A 16,307-nucleotide genomic window follows, 5' to 3' on the forward strand; every position below is an offset into this window, starting at 1 on the left:
GCCCGGACGCGCACGCGTCCCGAGGTCCGCCCTCGTGCGCCGGACGTGGCCGTCCGAGGACGTCGGGCGGGGCGGGTGAACTCGGTAGGGTGGCCCCATGTCTTTCGTGGTACCGGCACCAGGGCCCCCCGACGGGCGCCCGTCCGTGCCGGTGCCCGTACCGCCCGGCGGGCACCCCCTCAAGGTCGACCCCGCGCGTCTGCAGGGTGGCACGCTCCCCGCGAGCACCACCCCCGTCCCGACCCCCGGTCACCTGCCCGTCGTCGACGAGACGTCCGCGGGCGGCCTGGTCGTCGAACCGCACCTCGGCGGTCCCCGGGCCGCCGTCATCCTGCGCCGCAACCGCGCCGGCCGTCTGGAGATGTGCCTGCCGAAGGGTCACCTGGAGGGGCGCGAGACCCCGGCCGAGGCCGCCGTGCGCGAGATCCACGAGGAGACGGGCATCATCGGCACCGTCCGCACCACGCTCGGCGTCATCGACTACTGGTTCTCCGGGGAGGATCGTCGCGTCCACAAGGTGGTCCACCACTTCCTGCTCCGAGCCGAGGGCGGCGAGCTCACGGTCGAGGGCGACCCGGACCACGAGGCGGAGGACGCCCGATGGGTGCCGCTCGACGAGCTGCCCGACCGTCTCGCCTACCCGAACGAGCAACGCCTCGCCGCCGCAGCCCTGCAGGTGCTGAACCGGACGCCGGACCTCGTCGAGTGAGCGCACGCGTGACCGTCACCCGCCTCGCCGGGGCGCTGCCCCGTGCCCTCGCCCTGCTGTTCGCGCTCCTCGTGCTCGCGGGCGTGCCGTCGCTCGCCCCCGCCGCTCCCGCCCGCGCGGCCGAGGAGCCCGACGTGACGGCCGACGTCGTGCGGATCGCACCCACCGTCGTCGGCCCCGAGGACACCCAGGACGTCACCGTCCGGGTCACGAACAGCGGCACCACCGCACGCACCGGGCTGCAGGCGGAGCTCGGCGTCGGCTGGCAGGTGGTCGCCACCCGCGGAGCGGTCGCCTCCTGGGCCGACGCCGACGCCTCCCGCCGCTCCTCCGGGCAGCTCGGCCTGCCCGTCGACGACCTGCCCCCCGGCGAGTCCGCGGACGTCACGTTCGAGCTCGACGTGGCCTCGCTCCAGCTCGGCGACGACGCACCCTGGGGTCCGCGGCGGCTGTCCGTGACGATCGCCGACGGCACCGGCACCCTCGCCGTCCTGCACACCTTCATGCTCTACGACCCCGACGGCGGGACCTCCGACGCCGGCCGGACGGCCCCGACGCCCGTGTCGCTCACCGTGGCCGCACCCCTCACCGGACCGGCGCTCGACCCCGCGGACCCGGAGGCGTACGACGACACCGTCGCCCAGCGCACCGCGGAGGACGGCGAGTACGCGCGGCTCCTCACCGCCGCCACCACCGGGTCGCGGGCGCTCTCCCTGGCCGTCGACCCCGCCGTCGTCGCGTCCGCCTCCACCGGCACCGACGACACCGCGAGCACCTGGGCCGCCGAGCTCGAGCGCGACGGCGCCGCCGACGTCGTCGTCCTGCCCCCGTACGACGTCGACCTCGCCGCGCTCGCCCACGCGGACACCCGCCCCAGGGACGTGGCCGCGGTGACGGACGGTTCCGCGATCCTCGACGACTGGGAGGTCCCGTCGGCCTGGTCGACACAGGTGGCGTGGCCCGCCGGGACCACCGACCTGCCGACGCTGACGACGGCGGCCGGCGCCGGGCTGCAGCCCGTCGTCGCGACCGACGGGCTGCGGCCGGACGACGCCGCGACGACGACGGGCCTGGTCGCCACGGACGAGGGCGACGTCCCCGTCGTCCTCGCCGACCCGACCCTCTCCGCCGCCGTGACCTCCACCCGGACCGCGGGCACCGCAGCAGCCACCCTGCAGGAGGTCCTCGCGGACACCGCGGTGCTCGCGGCGCAGGCCGAGGAGGACGGGGCGTCCGCCGGGCTCCTCGCCGCCCTGCCCCGCGGATGGTCGCCCGACGTCGACACCTTCGAGGCCGTGATGTCCGGCGTCGCCGCGCAGAGCTGGGTCGACCTCACCCCCCTGTCCACCCTGGCCACCGACCCCGGCACGGGCTCCGTCACCGCCGTGGACCTCGCGCAGGACGACGACGAGCTCGGTCCCGGCGCCGTGCGCCGTCTCACCTCCACGCGCGACGACCTGGCGTCGTTCGCCACCGTGGCGACCGACCCGAGCGACCTCACCGGAGAGGTGGACCGCGCCCTGACCGTCCCCCTGTCGGTCGCATACCGCTCCGCGCCGGAGGCCCGCGACGCCGCTATCGGCCTCGCGACCGAGCAGGCGAACCAGGTGCGCACCGGCATCTCCGTCGTGGACCGCGCCGACGTCACCCTGATCAGCGACTCCGGCAACCTGCCGGTACGCATCCGCAACGACCTGCCCGCCGACGCGACGGTCACCGTCTCCCTGTCCCCCGACGACCCCCGCCTCGTCGTCGAGACGGCACCGACCCTCGTGGTCCCGGCCGGCGAGTCGCGGGACGCGGAGGTCCGGGTGCGGGCCATCGGCTCGGGCGACGTCACGCTCGGGATCGAGGTCACCGCACCGAGCGGCGTCGTGGTCGCCGCGCCCGCCGACTTCACCGTCAAGGTGCGCGCCGGCTGGGAGACGGTCGGCACGGCCGTCATCGCCGCGGGTGTGGGTCTGCTGTTCGTCGTCGGCATCTGGCGCACCGTGCGCCGTGGACGCTCCGACCGCCGCACCACCGGGGAGCAGGTGGCCGACGCCGCCGTGCCCACCGGCGCGCAGCACGACGCACCGAGCCCTGACGACCCGGAGGAACCCGCACCATGACCGTCGACCCGCCCGCGCCGAACGCCGCCGGGCCCTCCCCCGACGACGCCGGCCCGCCGCCCCAGCCGGCCACCTCCGGGGCGCGCCGGTCCAGCCTGGGACGCGGGTCGCTGGCGATGTCGCTCGGCACGACGGCGTCGCGGGCCTCCGGCCTGGTCCGCACCATGCTGCTGGTCGCCTGCGTGGGCGCCACCGGCACCGTCGCCGACGCGTTCGACATCGGGAACAAGCTGCCGAACATCCTGTTCGCCCTGATCTCGGCGGGCGTGCTGCAGTCCGTGCTGGTCCCGCAGATCCTCAAGTCGATGCAGGCGACCAACGCCCGGGAACGCCTCGACAAGCTGCTGACGATCACCGGTCTCGGGCTGCTGTCCGGCACGATCGTCCTGGTCGCCTGCGCCCCCGTCGTCGTCCACCTGTTCACGCTGAGCGGCGCCTGGACGCCCGAGGCCCGTGAGCTCGCCACCGTGTTCGCCTACTGGTGCCTGCCGCAGGTGTTCTTCTACGGCCTGTACACCCTCCTCGGCCAGGTGCTGAGCGCGCACGGACGCTTCGCGGCCTACGGGTGGGCACCGGTGGCGAACAACGTGGTCTCGCTCATCGGGTTCGGCATCTTCCTCGTGGTGTTCGGCTCGGCTCCCGCGAACGGCATCACGGACCTCTCCGAGTGGACGACGGCGCAGTCGACGCTGCTCGCCGGGACGGCCACGCTCGGCATCGCCGCCCAGTCCCTGCTGCTGGTGTGGCCGCTGCGCCGCGCCGGGTTCCGCTGGGGATTCCGGCTCGGGCTGCGCGGCATCGGCCTGCGCTCCGCCGGCAAGGTCGTCGGCTGGACGATCGGCGCAGTCGCGCTGGAGCAGCTCGGCGTCCTCTACCTCACCAACGTCCTCGGTGCCGCGGGCCAGGCAGGCGTGGAGGCCGGCGAGGCCGTCGCCGGAAACGCCGCGTACACCAACGCCATGACGATCTACCTGCTGCCCCACTCGCTCGTGGTGGTCTCGATCGTCACCGTGCTCTTCCCCCGGATGAGCGCCGCCGTGACGTCCGGAGACCTGCCCGCCGTCCGCCGGGACATGTCGCTCGGGCTGCGTTCCGCGGGGATCTTCTCCGTGTTCTCCGCCACCGCCCTCGTCGTCCTCGCCCACCCGCTGGTCAAGACGCTGGTCCCGACCGCGTCAGAGGTCGCGGTGGAGGCCATCGCCCCCGTGCTGCAGGCCATGGCGGTCGGGTGCATCGCGCTCGGCGCCACCGTCCTGGTGCGCCGCATGTACTTCGCGTTCGAGGACGGCCGCAGCGTCTTCGTCATCCAGGTCATCGCGACGGTGTCCATGGTCGTCGCCCTGTGGGCGGCCGTCTCGGTGCTGCCGGCGCAGTCGTGGGCCATCGCCGCCGGCGGCGCCTTCGCCCTGTCGACGTGGATCTCCCTGCTGCTGCGCGTGCGCGGGATGAGCCGCAAGCTCCAGGGCATGGACGGACCGCGCATCCTCGGGATGTACGGCCGGGCGGCGGCGTCCGCGCTCCTCGCCGCCGGGGTCGGTTGGCTCCTCGTGCACCTCCTGGACGCCTCGGCGTCCTCGTCCTGGCCGTGGGCCGTGCTCGTCACGGCGACGGCAGGGATCGCCATGGGCCTCACCTATCTCGGGATGCTCAAGCTCCTGCGCGTGCGCGAGGTCGACGACGCGCTCGCCCCGATCGTGCGCCGCGTCCGCCGGAGGTCCTGATGACCGACCCTGCCCTCTACCATGGTCGGATGGAACGGAGTGTCGGCGACCCCTGCCGCCACACCATCCCCCACCACACCCCTACGGAGGCGTCCAGGTGAGCAACGTCCAGGCTGGGACCGTCATGGTCGACCGCTACCGGCTGACCCAGCCCGCCCCGACCGACCTCGCCGAGGCCGAGGCCTGGCAGGCCCAGGACCAGATCCTCGACCGTGCCGTCCGCGTCACGTTCGTCACCGGCCAGCACGCGGCGTCCGCCCTGGACGCGGCGCGCCGTGCCGCGCTGGTCGCCGACCCCCGGCTGTGCCGCGTGCTCGACGTCGGCACGGCCGACCTCGGCGACGGGGAACGGTCCTACGTCATCACGGAGCCGTACACCGGGGAGTCGCTGACCCAGATCGTCTCGCGCGGGCTCGTGGACGCCCAGCAGGCCCGGGCACTCATGGGCGAGGCCGCGTCCGCCCTGGAGGCGGCACGCCAGCGCGGCGTCCACCACCTGGCCCTCCGTCCGGAAGCCGTCCGCGTCGACGGGCACCGCGTCGTCGTCACGGGTCTCGGCGTCGACGCCGGCCTGGCCGGCATCGAGGCCGCCCAGGTGGACGCCGGAGCGACGGACGCCCGCGGCCTCGTCGCGCTGGGGTACTACGCCCTGACGGCGCGATGGCCGGCCGAGAACCTCGAGGCCCCGTGGATCGCTCCCGACGCCGTACGGCCCCTGCCCGCACAGGCGGGATCGGACGGCGTGGTGCCGGTCTCCGACCTCGTGCCGCACGTCGACGAGCAGGTCGACGCCCTGGTCCGCCGCACGTTCGGCCCCGGTGACGACGTCCCGACGGCGCCGGCCGACGTCGTGGCCGCCATCGAGCCGTGGGGGCAGGTGTCCGTGATGGCCGCCCTGCCCCAGTTCGTGCAGCCCGCACCGGAACGTCCGGTCCGTTCCTCCGTGCTCGGTGCCGGGTCGGCGTCAACCGTCGAGAGCCGCCCCGGCACGCCGCCGCCGGCGCCGCCCGTGCGTCGCCCGAGCACGGGACGCATCGCTCGTGCGGGCGCCGTGGGAGCTGCCGGCGGTGCCGCCTACGGCCAGTCCGCCGCCGGAGGGTACGGACACCCCGCCGGTGCTCCCGGCTACGCACAGCCCGCGTCGGGGTACTCCCCGAACCAGCAGACCCAGGTCTACGGTCAGGCTCCGGTCGCCCAGGGGCCGGTGCCGCCCCCCGCCCCGCAGCAGTCCTTCGGCCAGCCCGCCCAGGGGACCCCGCCGCCGGCCCCGGGCGGGCCCGGGTCGGGCAGCCCGACGACCGGCTCCTTCTCGTCCACGGCCGCACCCCGCCGCCGGGGCGTGAACCCCACACCGATCGTGCTGGGGATCATCCTGGTGGGCGTGGTGCTCGCCGCCGTGTGGGCGGTCGCCCAAGCCCTCAAGCCCTTCGACGACGCCCCGGTGACGGCCGGCACCACCCAGAGCGCCGCCCCCGAGGACTCCGCGTCGGGAGAGCCGAGCGGGGACGGCGCCTCGCAGGAGGCCGAGGAGGAGCAGCCGGACGTGCGTCCGATCATCGAGTCCGGCCGCGAGGCCGTGCTGAGCGGTGAGGGCGACAAGCCCGACAAGGTCGAGCTGGCCTACGACTCCGACCCGTCGACGTTCTGGTTCACCTACACCTACAACAACAACCCCGTGTTCGGTGGGCTCAAGGAGGGGCTCGGCTTCGCGGTCGAGCTCCGCGAGTCGGCCCCCGTCTCCGAGGTCACCCTCGACACCAACAGCGACGGTGGAGCCTGGGAGCTGCGGAGCACGACGGCCGACGCCCCCAACGGCGGAGACGTGCTGGCCTCGGGGTCGTTCAGCGACGAGACGGTCATCGAGCTCGACGAGCCGGTGATCCTCGACGAGTTCGTCCTGTGGATCACCGAGCTGCCGCCCGTCGGCAACGACCAGTTCCGGGTCGAGATCAACGAGATCACCCTCTCCTGACGCCTGGAACACTCAGACCTCCCGGGGTGTTGGCACCTCGTGTCGGCGCCCCACGGGACCTTCCGCCCCGGAACGCCCGACCCGCACGCCACCGACTCCTGGAGACACAGTGACCGACCAGTCGACCTCGACCACGACCCCGACGACGCACGACATCGTCGTCGTGGGTTCTGGGCCTGCCGGGTACACGGCGGCGATCTACGCGGCGCGGGCGGGTCTGTCGCCCGTGGTGATCGCGGGGTCGGTGACCGCGGGCGGGGCGTTGATGAACACCACCGAGGTGGAGAACTTCCCCGGGTTCCCCACCGGGGTGCAGGGCCCGGACCTCATGGACTCCCTGCGTGAGCAGGCCGAGAAGTTCGGTGCGCGCGTGCTGTGGGACGACGCGGAGTCGCTGGACCTGCGCGGTGAGGTCAAGACGATCGTCACCGGTGGTGGGGAGACGTTCCGGGCGCGGGCCGTGGTCCTGGCGACCGGGTCGGCCTACCGCGAGCTCGGCATCGACGACGAGAAGCGCCTGTCCGGGCGCGGGGTGTCCTGGTGCGCCACGTGCGACGGGTTCTTCTTCCGCGACCAGCACGTGGTCGTGGTCGGCGGGGGCGACTCCGCGATGGAGGAGGCGACCTTCCTGACCCGGTTCGCCTCGAAGGTGACCGTGGTGCACCGCCGCGACGCCCTGCGCGCCTCCAAGATCATGGCCGACCGCGCCCACCACGACCCCAAGATCTCCTTCGCGTGGAACAGCGAGATCATCGGCATCGACGGCCAGGACAAGGTCACCGGCGTGCGCCTGCGCGACACCACCACGGCCACCGAGTCCACCCTGGACGCCACCGGCCTGTTCGTCGCGATCGGTCACGACCCCCGCAGCGAGCTCCTCGCCGGGCAGATCGACCTCGACGACGACGGCTACGTCCTGGTCCAGGGCCGCACCACCCGCACCAACCTCGACGGCGTCTTCGCCTGCGGCGACCTCGTCGACCACACCTACCGCCAGGCCATCACCGCCGCCGGATCCGGCTGCGCCGCCGCACTCGACGCCCAGTCCTACCTCGCGGACCTCGCCGACATGGACGAGACCGATCCCGAGGATCTGCCGGTAGCACTCGACGAGCTCGCCGACTGAGACCCACCCCCAGCACATCGAAGGAGCTGAACATGCCCACCATCGCCGTCACCGACGACACGTTCAAGACCGAGGTCCTCGAGTCCGACGTCCCCGTCCTGGTCGACTTCTGGGCGACCTGGTGCGGTCCGTGCCGCATGGTCGCACCGATCCTCGAAGAGCTGGCTGACGAGTACGAGGGCAAGGTGAAGATCGTCAAGCTCGACACCGACGCCAACCAGGCGACCACGATGGCCTACGGCATCACCTCCATCCCGACCCTCAACGTCTACTCGGGCGGCGAGGTCGTGAAGTCCATCATCGGCGCACGTCCCAAGCGTGCACTGGTCGAGGAGATCGACGGCGTGCTCACGTCCTGATCTCCCGCTCCCCGTCCTCACGGAAGGCCGCAGCCCACAGGGCTGCGGCCTTCCGTCGTTCGGGGAACATCTCGTCAGGGCCGTCGTCGTCACCCCGGCGCGACGCGTACCACCCGGTCCGACGCCGGCACCGGCACACTCCCGGCGATTCCCGCCCCCGCTCCCGCCCCCGTCACCCGCCCCGGTCCCTCGGTCTCCGGGTCTCCACTCCCTCGTCACCCATGCCCGGCTCCGGGTATCCGCTCCCTCGTCACCCGTGCCCGGCTCCCCCGTGACCGCTGAAGTGGTGCCCGCGGGAGAACGTACCGACCGGCTCCACCGAGGTCCGTTCAGTCGGACATGTCAGCTCAGGACCGACGCGCCGCGATGCTGGCGAGCCTCCGCCCCGACGACCTGCCGTGCAGGCCTGCTCTCCCGCTCCGCTCCCCACAGCCCGCTCCTGTCATCACTGTCGCCGCAGCCGCCCCGCTGACGAAGGGCGGGCACCCATGTTCCACGTGAAACATCGCTCACTGCCTCGCGCTGTGCCGGTCCTCCATCGACGCCTCTCCAACGAGAAGGCCCCGCCGTGTTTCACGTGAAACACGGCGGGGCCTCGGGACCGTCGGTCAGTCCGTCCAGGAGTCAGGGCTTGAGCAGGCCCGGGTCCTCCGGGGCGAGGACTCCCAGGATGCGGTTCAGGTCGTCGACGGACGCAAACTCCACCGTCATCCGGCCCTTCGTCTTGCCGAGGTTGACCTTGACCCTGGTCTCGAAGCGGTCCGAGAGGCGGGAGGCGAGCTCGTCCATCGCCTCGCTACGCTGACCGGCTCGGGGTGCGCGTCGCTGCTTGGTCTCCGGAGCACCCTCGGCCAGGATCACGACGATCTCTTCCGTGGCGCGCACCGACAGACCCTCGGAGACGATCCTCTGGGCAAGTCGCTCGATCTCCGCACCGTCCGTCAGTCCGAGCAGCGCCCGCGCGTGACCTGCGGAAAGGACACCAGCGGCGACTCGTCGTTGCACCAGGGGTGGGAGCTTGAGGAGACGGAGGGTGTTCGAGATCTGGGGCCGTGACCTGGCGATCCGTGTCGCCAGCTCCTCATGGGTGCATCCGAAGTCGTCGAGCAGCTGGCGATAGGCGGCGGCCTCCTCGAGCGGGTTCAAGGCCGCACGGTGGAGGTTCTCGAGCAGCGCGTCCCGCAGCATCTGCGAGTCCTCGGTCTCGCGCACGATCGCCGGGATGGTGGCCAGCCCCGCCTGCTGCGCGGCGCGCCACCGCCGCTCACCCATGATGAGCTCGTAGTCGCCCGCTCCCCCGCCGGGCCGAACGATGATCGGCTGGAGGATGCCGATCTCAGAGATCGAGTCAACCAGCTCGTCCAGGTCCGACTCGTCGAAGACGGTGCGCGGCTGCCGTGCGTTCGGCCTGATCGCATCCACCGGGATCTCAGCAAAGTGAGCTCCCGGTACGGGTACCAGACCATCGGCGCCGACACGGTCCTGCACGTCTGACGGCTCCCCCGACGTGAGACCCTCCGCCGCGGCGCGATCACCTGTCGAACGAGAGAGGCCTGGGGCCGTCGACGGTTCGACACCGACGTTCGTCCCCAGCCCGGAGGCGGCTTCGCTCTCGTCGACCGTGACCACCTCGATGACGCCCAGCTCCGCGATCGTGTCCACCTGGTCCGCCTCGGCCTCGAGTCGCGAAGCCAGGCCGGCGAGCTCGGACAGGGCATCCACCGTCGCCGGTGATTCCTGCTCCTCCCCCGTGGGACGAGCACCCCCGTGTTGATCGCCAGACGTCCCCCGGCGATGGCTGAGTCCCAGGAGGCGGTCCGACGATCCGCCTTGGCTGCGCTGCTCGCCGACTCCGCAGGGTCAGCGTCGACAGCCAGATCGACGCCGCCGTCGTCCACGGGTGCTGTCAGGACAGCGCCTGCCTCCCTCGTGTCTCCTCCGGAGAAGAAGACGTCGACGGGCTTCTCCTGTGGTGGGCCTTGCGGGATCAGAGCGCCCAGACCACGTCCGAGCCCTCGCTTCTTCTGGCTCATTCTCCACCAGCCTCCTGGTCACGGTCGGGATCTCCGACCCGCCACATCTCAGATCCTCGGGGCGTCGGTGACGCCGCCAGCTGCCGTCCTCTACCTCGATGCTACGCGCGTCATTGCAGGTCAGCGCGTTGAACTGCGTGCTCCGCCACCTCACGTGCCGCCTCGAGATACGCCAACGCACCCGTCGAACCTGGATCGTACGTCATCACTGTCTGCCCGTGTGAGGGCGCCTCGGAGATTCGTACCGACCGCGGAACGGTGGTTCGGAGCGTCTGCTGCGGGAAGTGCGTGCGTACCTCGTCGGCCACCTGCTGTGCCAGGTTCGTCCTGCCGTCGTACATCGTCAGCAGGATCGTCGACACGATGAGATCGGGATTGAGGTGTGCCTTGATGAGCTCGATCGTCTTCAAAAGCTGGCTGAGCCCTTCGAGGGCGTAGTACTCGCACTGGATCGGGATCAGCACCTCGCGCCCGGTCACGAAGGCGTTCACGGTCAGCAGTCCGAGACTGGGAGGGCAGTCGACGAACACGTAGTCGATGCGTTCCTCGCCTTGTGCGACCCGATCCTTCAGGTAGGCGTCCAGCGCCTTGCGCAGTCGAGTCTCCCTCGAGACGAGTGAGACCAGCTCGATCTCCGCACCCGAGAGATCGATGGTCGCCGGGACACCCCAGAGGCCTTCGACATCCGGGCACGCCTGCACGGCAGTGGCGAGCGGAGCGTCCTCCACCAGCACCTCGTAGATCGACGGCGTGCCGGCCCGGTGCTCGAGTCCGAGCGCCGTCGAGGCGTTGCCCTGAGGGTCGTTGTCGAGCACCAGGACCTTGAGGCCCGCCCGTGCCAGACCGGCCGCGATGTTCACCGTCGTCGTGGTCTTGCCGACCCCGCCCTTCTGATTCGCGACGGTGATGATGCGTGTCGACTCCGGGCGCGGAAATCTGCGCCCGTCGAGCTCGATCCGCCGGCGGGCATCCTCGGCGAGCTGCGCCGCAAGGGGCGTGGAGTCGTCCATCTCCGGCACGGACCGCATCAGCGCTTCACGATGAGTGTCCGGGTGGGTGACCTGAGCTGACCACGCCGCCGGCCCTGTTTCACGTGAAACATCGGTAGCAACCGACTCGGCCCACGGAGCGTCGTCGGACGGAGTGTCCGGGCGGTCGGTGTTCATGCTCACGGTCGTCCTCCACGTCGCGACATCATGCCGCGATCACTCTACGGCGTGCGGCGGCAACCGCGCAGGTGACACCCTCAGGGAGACCTCATCACCGCGAGCGTTGCCCGCCGTTTCACGTGAAACCCCGGGCGCGGTTCCACGTGAAACACGACCCGCTCCACCCCCGGCGCGATTGTCGACGGGGAGAGGAACGCCACCGAACGACCGCCCGGGTTCAGCCCCGTCGCACGCGCAGGATGGTGGTCGGCTCGACTCCAGGAACCGTCGATCCCTCGAGGATCTCTGGCGCCGAGGCCTTGAAGGAGCTCAACACCTTTCGTGCCGGCTCGATCTCGCGCGCCACGTTCTGTCCCTTGAGCACCACCATCTGCCCGCCGCGGGCGACGAGCGGGAGGCTCATCCGAGCCAGCTTCTGCAGAGCGGCGACGGCGCGTGACGTCACGGCGTCCACCTCGAAAGCGCCGTGGAACTCCTCCGCGCGTCCGTGCTTGACCTCCACGTTCTCCAGGTGAAGGTCGGCTGCCATCTCCATGAGCCAGGTGACCCGGCGCTCCATCGGCTCGACCAGGTAGACCTCGGACTCCGGCCTCATGGCCGCGATGACGATGCCGGGGAGCCCCGCCCCGAACCGATGTCGGCGATCGACGTGGCCTCGGCGAGGAACGGCACCACAGCCGCCGAGTTCAGGATGTGTCGCTCCCACAGCCTGTCCACCTCCCGCGGGCCGATCAGGCCACGAATCTCCCCTTCATCGAGCAGGCGCCTGTGAAAGGCGGCCACCGTGTCGTACGAGCCACCGAAGTAGTCACGCACCTGCTGGCTGGTGCCGATCTCGTCGTCCGTCGTGGTCATGGCTCTATCCAATCATCGTGGGGCGCAGGCTTCAGCCTGCCCTGTCTGCCTCCGGCAGAGCGAAGGGCCCGCTGTTTCACGTGAAACAGCGGGCCCTTCGCGGCGCGCTCAGTCGTCGGTGGGTGCTGCCGGGTGGACGACGACGTGGCGCTGCGGTTCAGTTCCTGCGGAGTCGCTGACGAGCCCCTGCTCGGCGACGACGTCGTGGACGACCTTGCGCTCGAACGCATTCATCGGCCGCATGGAGACCGCTGAGCCGCCCTCCTTGACCTGCGAGATGACTGCCGTCGCCTCGGCCTCGAGCTCGGACCGGCGGCGGGCCCGGTAGCCCGCGACGTCCAGCATGAGACGGCTGCGCTCCCCCGTGCGCGCCATGACCGCCAGGCGGGTCAGGTCCTGGAGAGCTTCCAGCACCTCGCCGTCCTGGCCGACGAGCGCATCCAAGGAACCGGGCGAGTCCTCGGAGACGATCTCGACCGCCGCGCGATCGTGGTGGATGTCGAGGTCGATGTCACCGTCGAGGTCGACGATGTCCATCAGCTCTTCCAGGTAGTCCGCGGCGATCTCGCCCTCCTCCTCGAGGCGCGTGACCTGTGACTTCTCCGGTGATGCGTTCGTCATGACATCGACCTCACTTCTTCTTCTTGCGGTTCTTGCGCATGGGCTGCTGGCGCTGGCCGGCGGGCTTGGGCGGCTCGATCTCGGTCTGCTCCTCGATCACGATGCCCTTCTTCTGCGCCTTGGCGGCCTTCTTCTCGTTGAGCAGCCGCTCCGCCTCGGAACCGGGAGCCGGCATGCGCTTGATCGTGTAGAACTGCTGACCCATGGTCCACAGGTTCGTGGTGGTCCAGTAGATCAGCACACCGACCGGGAAGTTCACACCGGAGATCAGGAAGATCACCGGCAGCGCGTACAGCATGATCTTCTGGGTGTTCGCCATCGGGCCCTCGAGCGCGGCCTTCGGCATGTTCTTCATGGTGAGCTGGCGCTGCGTGAAGAACATCGTGGCGCTCATCGCGAGGATCAGCACCAGGATGACGGCGCGGACGCTCCAGTCGTCCGTCTGCATGAAGACGTCGGAGAGGTTCGCGCCGAGCAGGTCCGAGTTCTCGATGTCGGCGGCGATGGAGGCGTTGATCGGGCCGATCGGGTCCTTGGTCCCCTCGGCGATCGGCTGCAGGTTGTAGAGCACCCGGAACAGCGCGAAGAAGATCGGCGACTGCAGCAGCACCGGCATGCAGGACGAGAACGGGTTGGTCCCGTGCTTGCGGTAGAGCTCCATCGTCTCGCGGCCCATGGCCTCACGGGACGACGGGTCCGTCTTGCCCTTGTACTTCTTCTGGATGGCCTGGAGCTCGGGCTGCATGATCTGCATGCCGCGCGAGGCCTTGATCTGCTTGAAGAACAGCGGGATGAGAACGATACGCATGGCGACCGTCAGCATGACGATCGAGAGCACCCAGGCGAGCCCGGGGCCGTCGTCCATCCCGAGCGCCGTGAGGATCTGGTGCGACCCGTACATGATCCAGGCCACGACCCATTGGATCGGGTAGAGCAGGGTGTCGATCACGAATTGTCTCCTGTGTCGGAATACCTGGGTCCCGGTGGCGCTACCGGGATGTCAGCTGGACGAGGCGCCGCGGTGCTCGTGCGACCGAGCAGAGGGCACGTCGTCCACACCCCCCAGGCTCCATGGGTTGCAACGCAGGATCCGCCACAGGGCCAGGCCCGTCCCCTTCAGCGGGCCGTGCGTCCTGATGGCGATGAGGGCGTACTGGGAGCATGACGGGTAGTACCGGCAGGTCGGCCCTGTCATCGGTGACACGACGGCCTGGTAGACCTTGATCGCCCCGACGAGGACCATCGTGGGCAGCTGCCGCAGGACCTCCCGCCCTCGGCGGAGCACTCCGGCACTCATCGGGGTGAACCGGCAGCCCTGTGGACGGCTCGGGCAAGTGCCCGCGCCACGTCATGCTCGAGCTGACCGTACTCGGCCTCGGCCGCACCGGGCAGCGCACGCAGCACCACGAGCGCATCGCCCGGCAGCACGTCGAGGTGACGTGCTGCGGCGGTGCGCAGTCGGCGCTTCACGAGGTTTCGGTGCACGGCGTTGCCCACGGCCTTGGATACGACAAGACCGACCAGTGGTCCGTCCGCCTCCTCCGTCTGACGGTTGAGGTGGACGACCACGGTCGATCGGCCTGCACGCGTGCCGCGGCGCACCGCCCGTTCGAAATCGACCGAGCGGCGCATTCGGTGCGCCGCGGGCAGCACGGCTCAGGCAGAGAGCTCGGCGCGACCCTTGCGGCGGCGGTTGGCCAGGATGGCGCGGCCGGCACGGGTGCGCATGCGCAGCCGGAAGCCGTGGGTCTTGGCACGACGGCGGTTGTTCGGCTGGAAGGTCCGCTTGCTCACGAGGTACTCCAAGAAACGTCGGGGAGGTACACCGTCTGAAGTCCTCGACGATGTCGGTCTGGTTGCAGGTCGTACCAGGCAGGTGCAAGGTGTCGACCGGGCCGACCCGAGGCTCGCGTCCGGACGAGGGCGCGCAAAAGTACCTGGAACGGCTGTCCGACGTTACGTCGTCCGAGGCCCTCAGGTCAACTACGCACGACGTGACGACGACGACACGGCGGCTCCTGCGTCCGCTCCGTCCACATGGATGTCCACAGCCTCCACAGGGTGTGGAAAACTATGTGGACATCCCGACCGAGCACCTCGGACCGAGCACCTCAGACACATCGCCGAGACACAGCACCGCATGGAGGAACCCCGTGGCCCAGATGGACGTGAACATCGGCGACGTCTGGTCACAGACGCTGGCCGCGCTGGAGGCCCGCTCCGACATGTCGGCCCGGCAGCTCGCGTTCATCAAGCTCGCCAAGCCCATGGCGATCCTCGACGACACCGTGTTCATCGCCGTCCCGCACGAGCAGACCCGCGCCTATCTCGAGACGAGCGTGCGCGACCAGCTCGTCTCGGCCATGTCGGCGGCGCTCGGCCGTGACGTCCGCTTCGGCATCACCGTCGACCCGGAGCTGAGCCACGAGGCTCTCACGGGCCCCACCCAGGACTACGCCCCGCCGTCGGACCCGGTGACCGAACCGATGGTGCCGCCGTCCGTGGCTCCCCCGCTGCCCGACCGCAAGGACCGGGCGGAGCCCACCCGGCTGAACCCGAAGTACATCTTCGAGACGTTCGTCATCGGCTCGTCCAACCGCTTCGCCCACGCCGCGGCCGTCGCCGTGGCGGAGGCCCCGGCCAAGGCCTACAACCCGCTGTTCATCTACGGCGACTCCGGGCTGGGCAAGACCCACCTGCTGCACGCCATCGGGCACTACGCCCACAACCTGTACCCGCACGTGCGCGTGCGGTACGTGAACTCCGAGGAGTTCACCAACGACTTCATCAACAGCATCGGTGACGGACGCACGGGCGCGTTCCAGCGCCGCTACCGCGACGTCGACGTCCTCCTCATCGACGACATCCAGTTCCTGCAGGGCAAGGAACAGACGATGGAGGAGTTCTTCCACACCTTCAACGCGCTGCACAACGCGGACAAGCAGGTCGTCATCACGTCCGACGTCCCACCGAAGCAGCTCGACGGCTTTGAGGACCGCCTGCGGTCCCGCTTCGAGTGGGGCCTCATCACGGACGTCCAGCCGCCCGACCTCGAGACCCGCATCGCCATCCTGCGCAAGAAGGCGGCGAGCGAGCGGCTCGACGTGCCGACCGAGGTCCTCAGCTACATCGGCTCGCGGATCTCCACCAACATCCGTGAGCTCGAGGGTGCGCTCATCCGCGTCACGGCGTTCGCCAACCTCAACAAGCAGCAGGTCGACCTGGCGCTGGCCGAGATCGTGCTCAAGGACCTCATCACCGACGACGACCAGGCCACCGAGATCACGCCCGCGGTGGTCATCGCCCAGACGGCCGCGTACTTCGGCCTGACCATCGACGACCTCTGCGGATCGTCCCGCTCGCGCGTGCTGGTCACGGCCCGCCAGATCGCCATGTACCTGTGCCGCGAGCTGACGGACCTCTCGCTGCCGAAGATCGGCCAGCAGTTCGGCGGTCGCGACCACACCACGGTGATGCACGCCAACAAGAAGATCGCCGGCCAGATGGCGGAGCGTCGCTCGACGTACAACCAGGTCACCGAGCTGACCAGCCGCATCAAGCAGCAGCACCGCGGCTGAATCCACATATCCACATGTGTGTGGATATGTACGAGTTCACAGGGTTGTGCACA

14 protein-coding genes and 1 pseudogene are annotated in these 16,307 nt (G+C 70.4%); 7 read left to right on the plus strand and 8 right to left on the minus strand.

Annotated elements, in window-relative coordinates; translation table 11 throughout:
- Positions 1–97 precede the first annotated feature (97 nt).
- The 6 genes from ACNHYB_RS11245 to trxA all read left to right on the plus strand — a co-directional run bounded on the left by ACNHYB_RS11245 (position 98) and on the right by trxA (position 7,998).
- The gene (locus tag ACNHYB_RS11245; protein ID WP_418275435.1) at positions 98–709 is read left to right on the plus strand and encodes an NUDIX hydrolase; all 612 of its coding nucleotides are present in this window, start codon (positions 98–100) and stop codon (positions 707–709) included.
- A gap of 8 nt (positions 710–717) precedes the next feature.
- Positions 718–2,820 (plus strand): DUF6049 family protein, encoded by a 2,103-nt coding sequence (locus ACNHYB_RS11250; protein ID WP_418275436.1) that lies wholly within the window; start codon positions 718–720, stop codon positions 2,818–2,820.
- Positions 2,817–4,541: a murein biosynthesis integral membrane protein MurJ gene (gene murJ / locus ACNHYB_RS11255; RefSeq protein WP_418275437.1), complete on the plus strand. Its 1,725-nt coding sequence runs from the start codon at positions 2,817–2,819 to the stop codon at positions 4,539–4,541. Before ACNHYB_RS11250 ends, murJ begins: the two co-directional genes overlap by 4 nt.
- Positions 4,542–4,638: 97 nt before the next feature.
- A complete protein-coding gene (locus ACNHYB_RS11260; RefSeq protein WP_418275438.1) occupies positions 4,639–6,513 on the plus strand; it encodes a hypothetical protein in 1,875 nt (624 codons plus the stop codon).
- Between the two features lie 109 nt (positions 6,514–6,622).
- Positions 6,623–7,639 (plus strand): thioredoxin-disulfide reductase, encoded by a 1,017-nt coding sequence (trxB, locus tag ACNHYB_RS11265; protein WP_418275439.1) that lies wholly within the window; start codon positions 6,623–6,625, stop codon positions 7,637–7,639.
- Between the two features lie 32 nt (positions 7,640–7,671).
- Entirely contained in the window at positions 7,672–7,998 is a 327-nt protein-coding gene (gene trxA / locus ACNHYB_RS11270; RefSeq protein WP_418275440.1) for a thioredoxin, read from the plus strand.
- A gap of 624 nt (positions 7,999–8,622) precedes the next feature.
- Here trxA and ACNHYB_RS11275 read toward each other — a convergent pair.
- From ACNHYB_RS11275 to rpmH, 8 genes and pseudogenes are all read right to left on the minus strand, one after another.
- Positions 8,623–9,642: a ParB/RepB/Spo0J family partition protein gene (locus tag ACNHYB_RS11275; protein ID WP_418278032.1), complete on the minus strand. Its 1,020-nt coding sequence runs from the start codon at positions 9,640–9,642 to the stop codon at positions 8,623–8,625.
- Positions 9,643–10,141: 499 nt separating this feature from the next.
- Complete coding sequence (locus tag ACNHYB_RS11280) at positions 10,142–11,197, minus strand: AAA family ATPase (RefSeq protein WP_418278033.1); 1,056 nt, start codon at positions 11,195–11,197, stop codon at positions 10,142–10,144.
- Between the two features lie 220 nt (positions 11,198–11,417).
- Positions 11,418–12,055: pseudogene (gene rsmG / locus ACNHYB_RS11285) on the minus strand (16S rRNA (guanine(527)-N(7))-methyltransferase RsmG).
- 108 nt (positions 12,056–12,163) lie between these two features.
- Entirely contained in the window at positions 12,164–12,676 is a 513-nt protein-coding gene (locus tag ACNHYB_RS11290) for a protein jag (protein WP_418275441.1), read from the minus strand.
- A 10-nt stretch (positions 12,677–12,686) separates the two neighbouring features.
- Complete coding sequence (gene yidC, locus ACNHYB_RS11295) at positions 12,687–13,577, minus strand: membrane protein insertase YidC (protein ID WP_418278034.1); 891 nt, start codon at positions 13,575–13,577, stop codon at positions 12,687–12,689.
- Between the two features lie 99 nt (positions 13,578–13,676).
- Complete coding sequence (gene yidD / locus ACNHYB_RS11300) at positions 13,677–13,973, minus strand: membrane protein insertion efficiency factor YidD (RefSeq protein WP_418275442.1); 297 nt, start codon at positions 13,971–13,973, stop codon at positions 13,677–13,679.
- Positions 13,970–14,329: a ribonuclease P protein component gene (gene rnpA, locus ACNHYB_RS11305; RefSeq protein ID WP_418275443.1), complete on the minus strand. Its 360-nt coding sequence runs from the start codon at positions 14,327–14,329 to the stop codon at positions 13,970–13,972. Before rnpA ends, yidD begins: the two co-directional genes overlap by 4 nt.
- A 3-nt stretch (positions 14,330–14,332) precedes the next feature.
- Positions 14,333–14,470, minus strand: a complete 138-nt coding sequence (gene rpmH / locus ACNHYB_RS11310) for a 50S ribosomal protein L34 (RefSeq protein WP_013840089.1) — start codon at positions 14,468–14,470, stop codon at positions 14,333–14,335.
- A 359-nt stretch (positions 14,471–14,829) separates the two neighbouring features.
- Between rpmH and dnaA the strand changes: the two genes are divergently transcribed.
- Positions 14,830–16,254, plus strand: a complete 1,425-nt coding sequence (gene dnaA, locus ACNHYB_RS11315) for a chromosomal replication initiator protein DnaA (protein WP_418275444.1) — start codon at positions 14,830–14,832, stop codon at positions 16,252–16,254.
- The last annotated feature ends 53 nt before the right edge of the window (positions 16,255–16,307 follow it).

It is taken from the genome of Isoptericola jiangsuensis (assembly GCF_048320105.1).
Lineage (GTDB): Bacteria > Actinomycetota > Actinomycetes > Actinomycetales > Cellulomonadaceae > Isoptericola > Isoptericola jiangsuensis_A.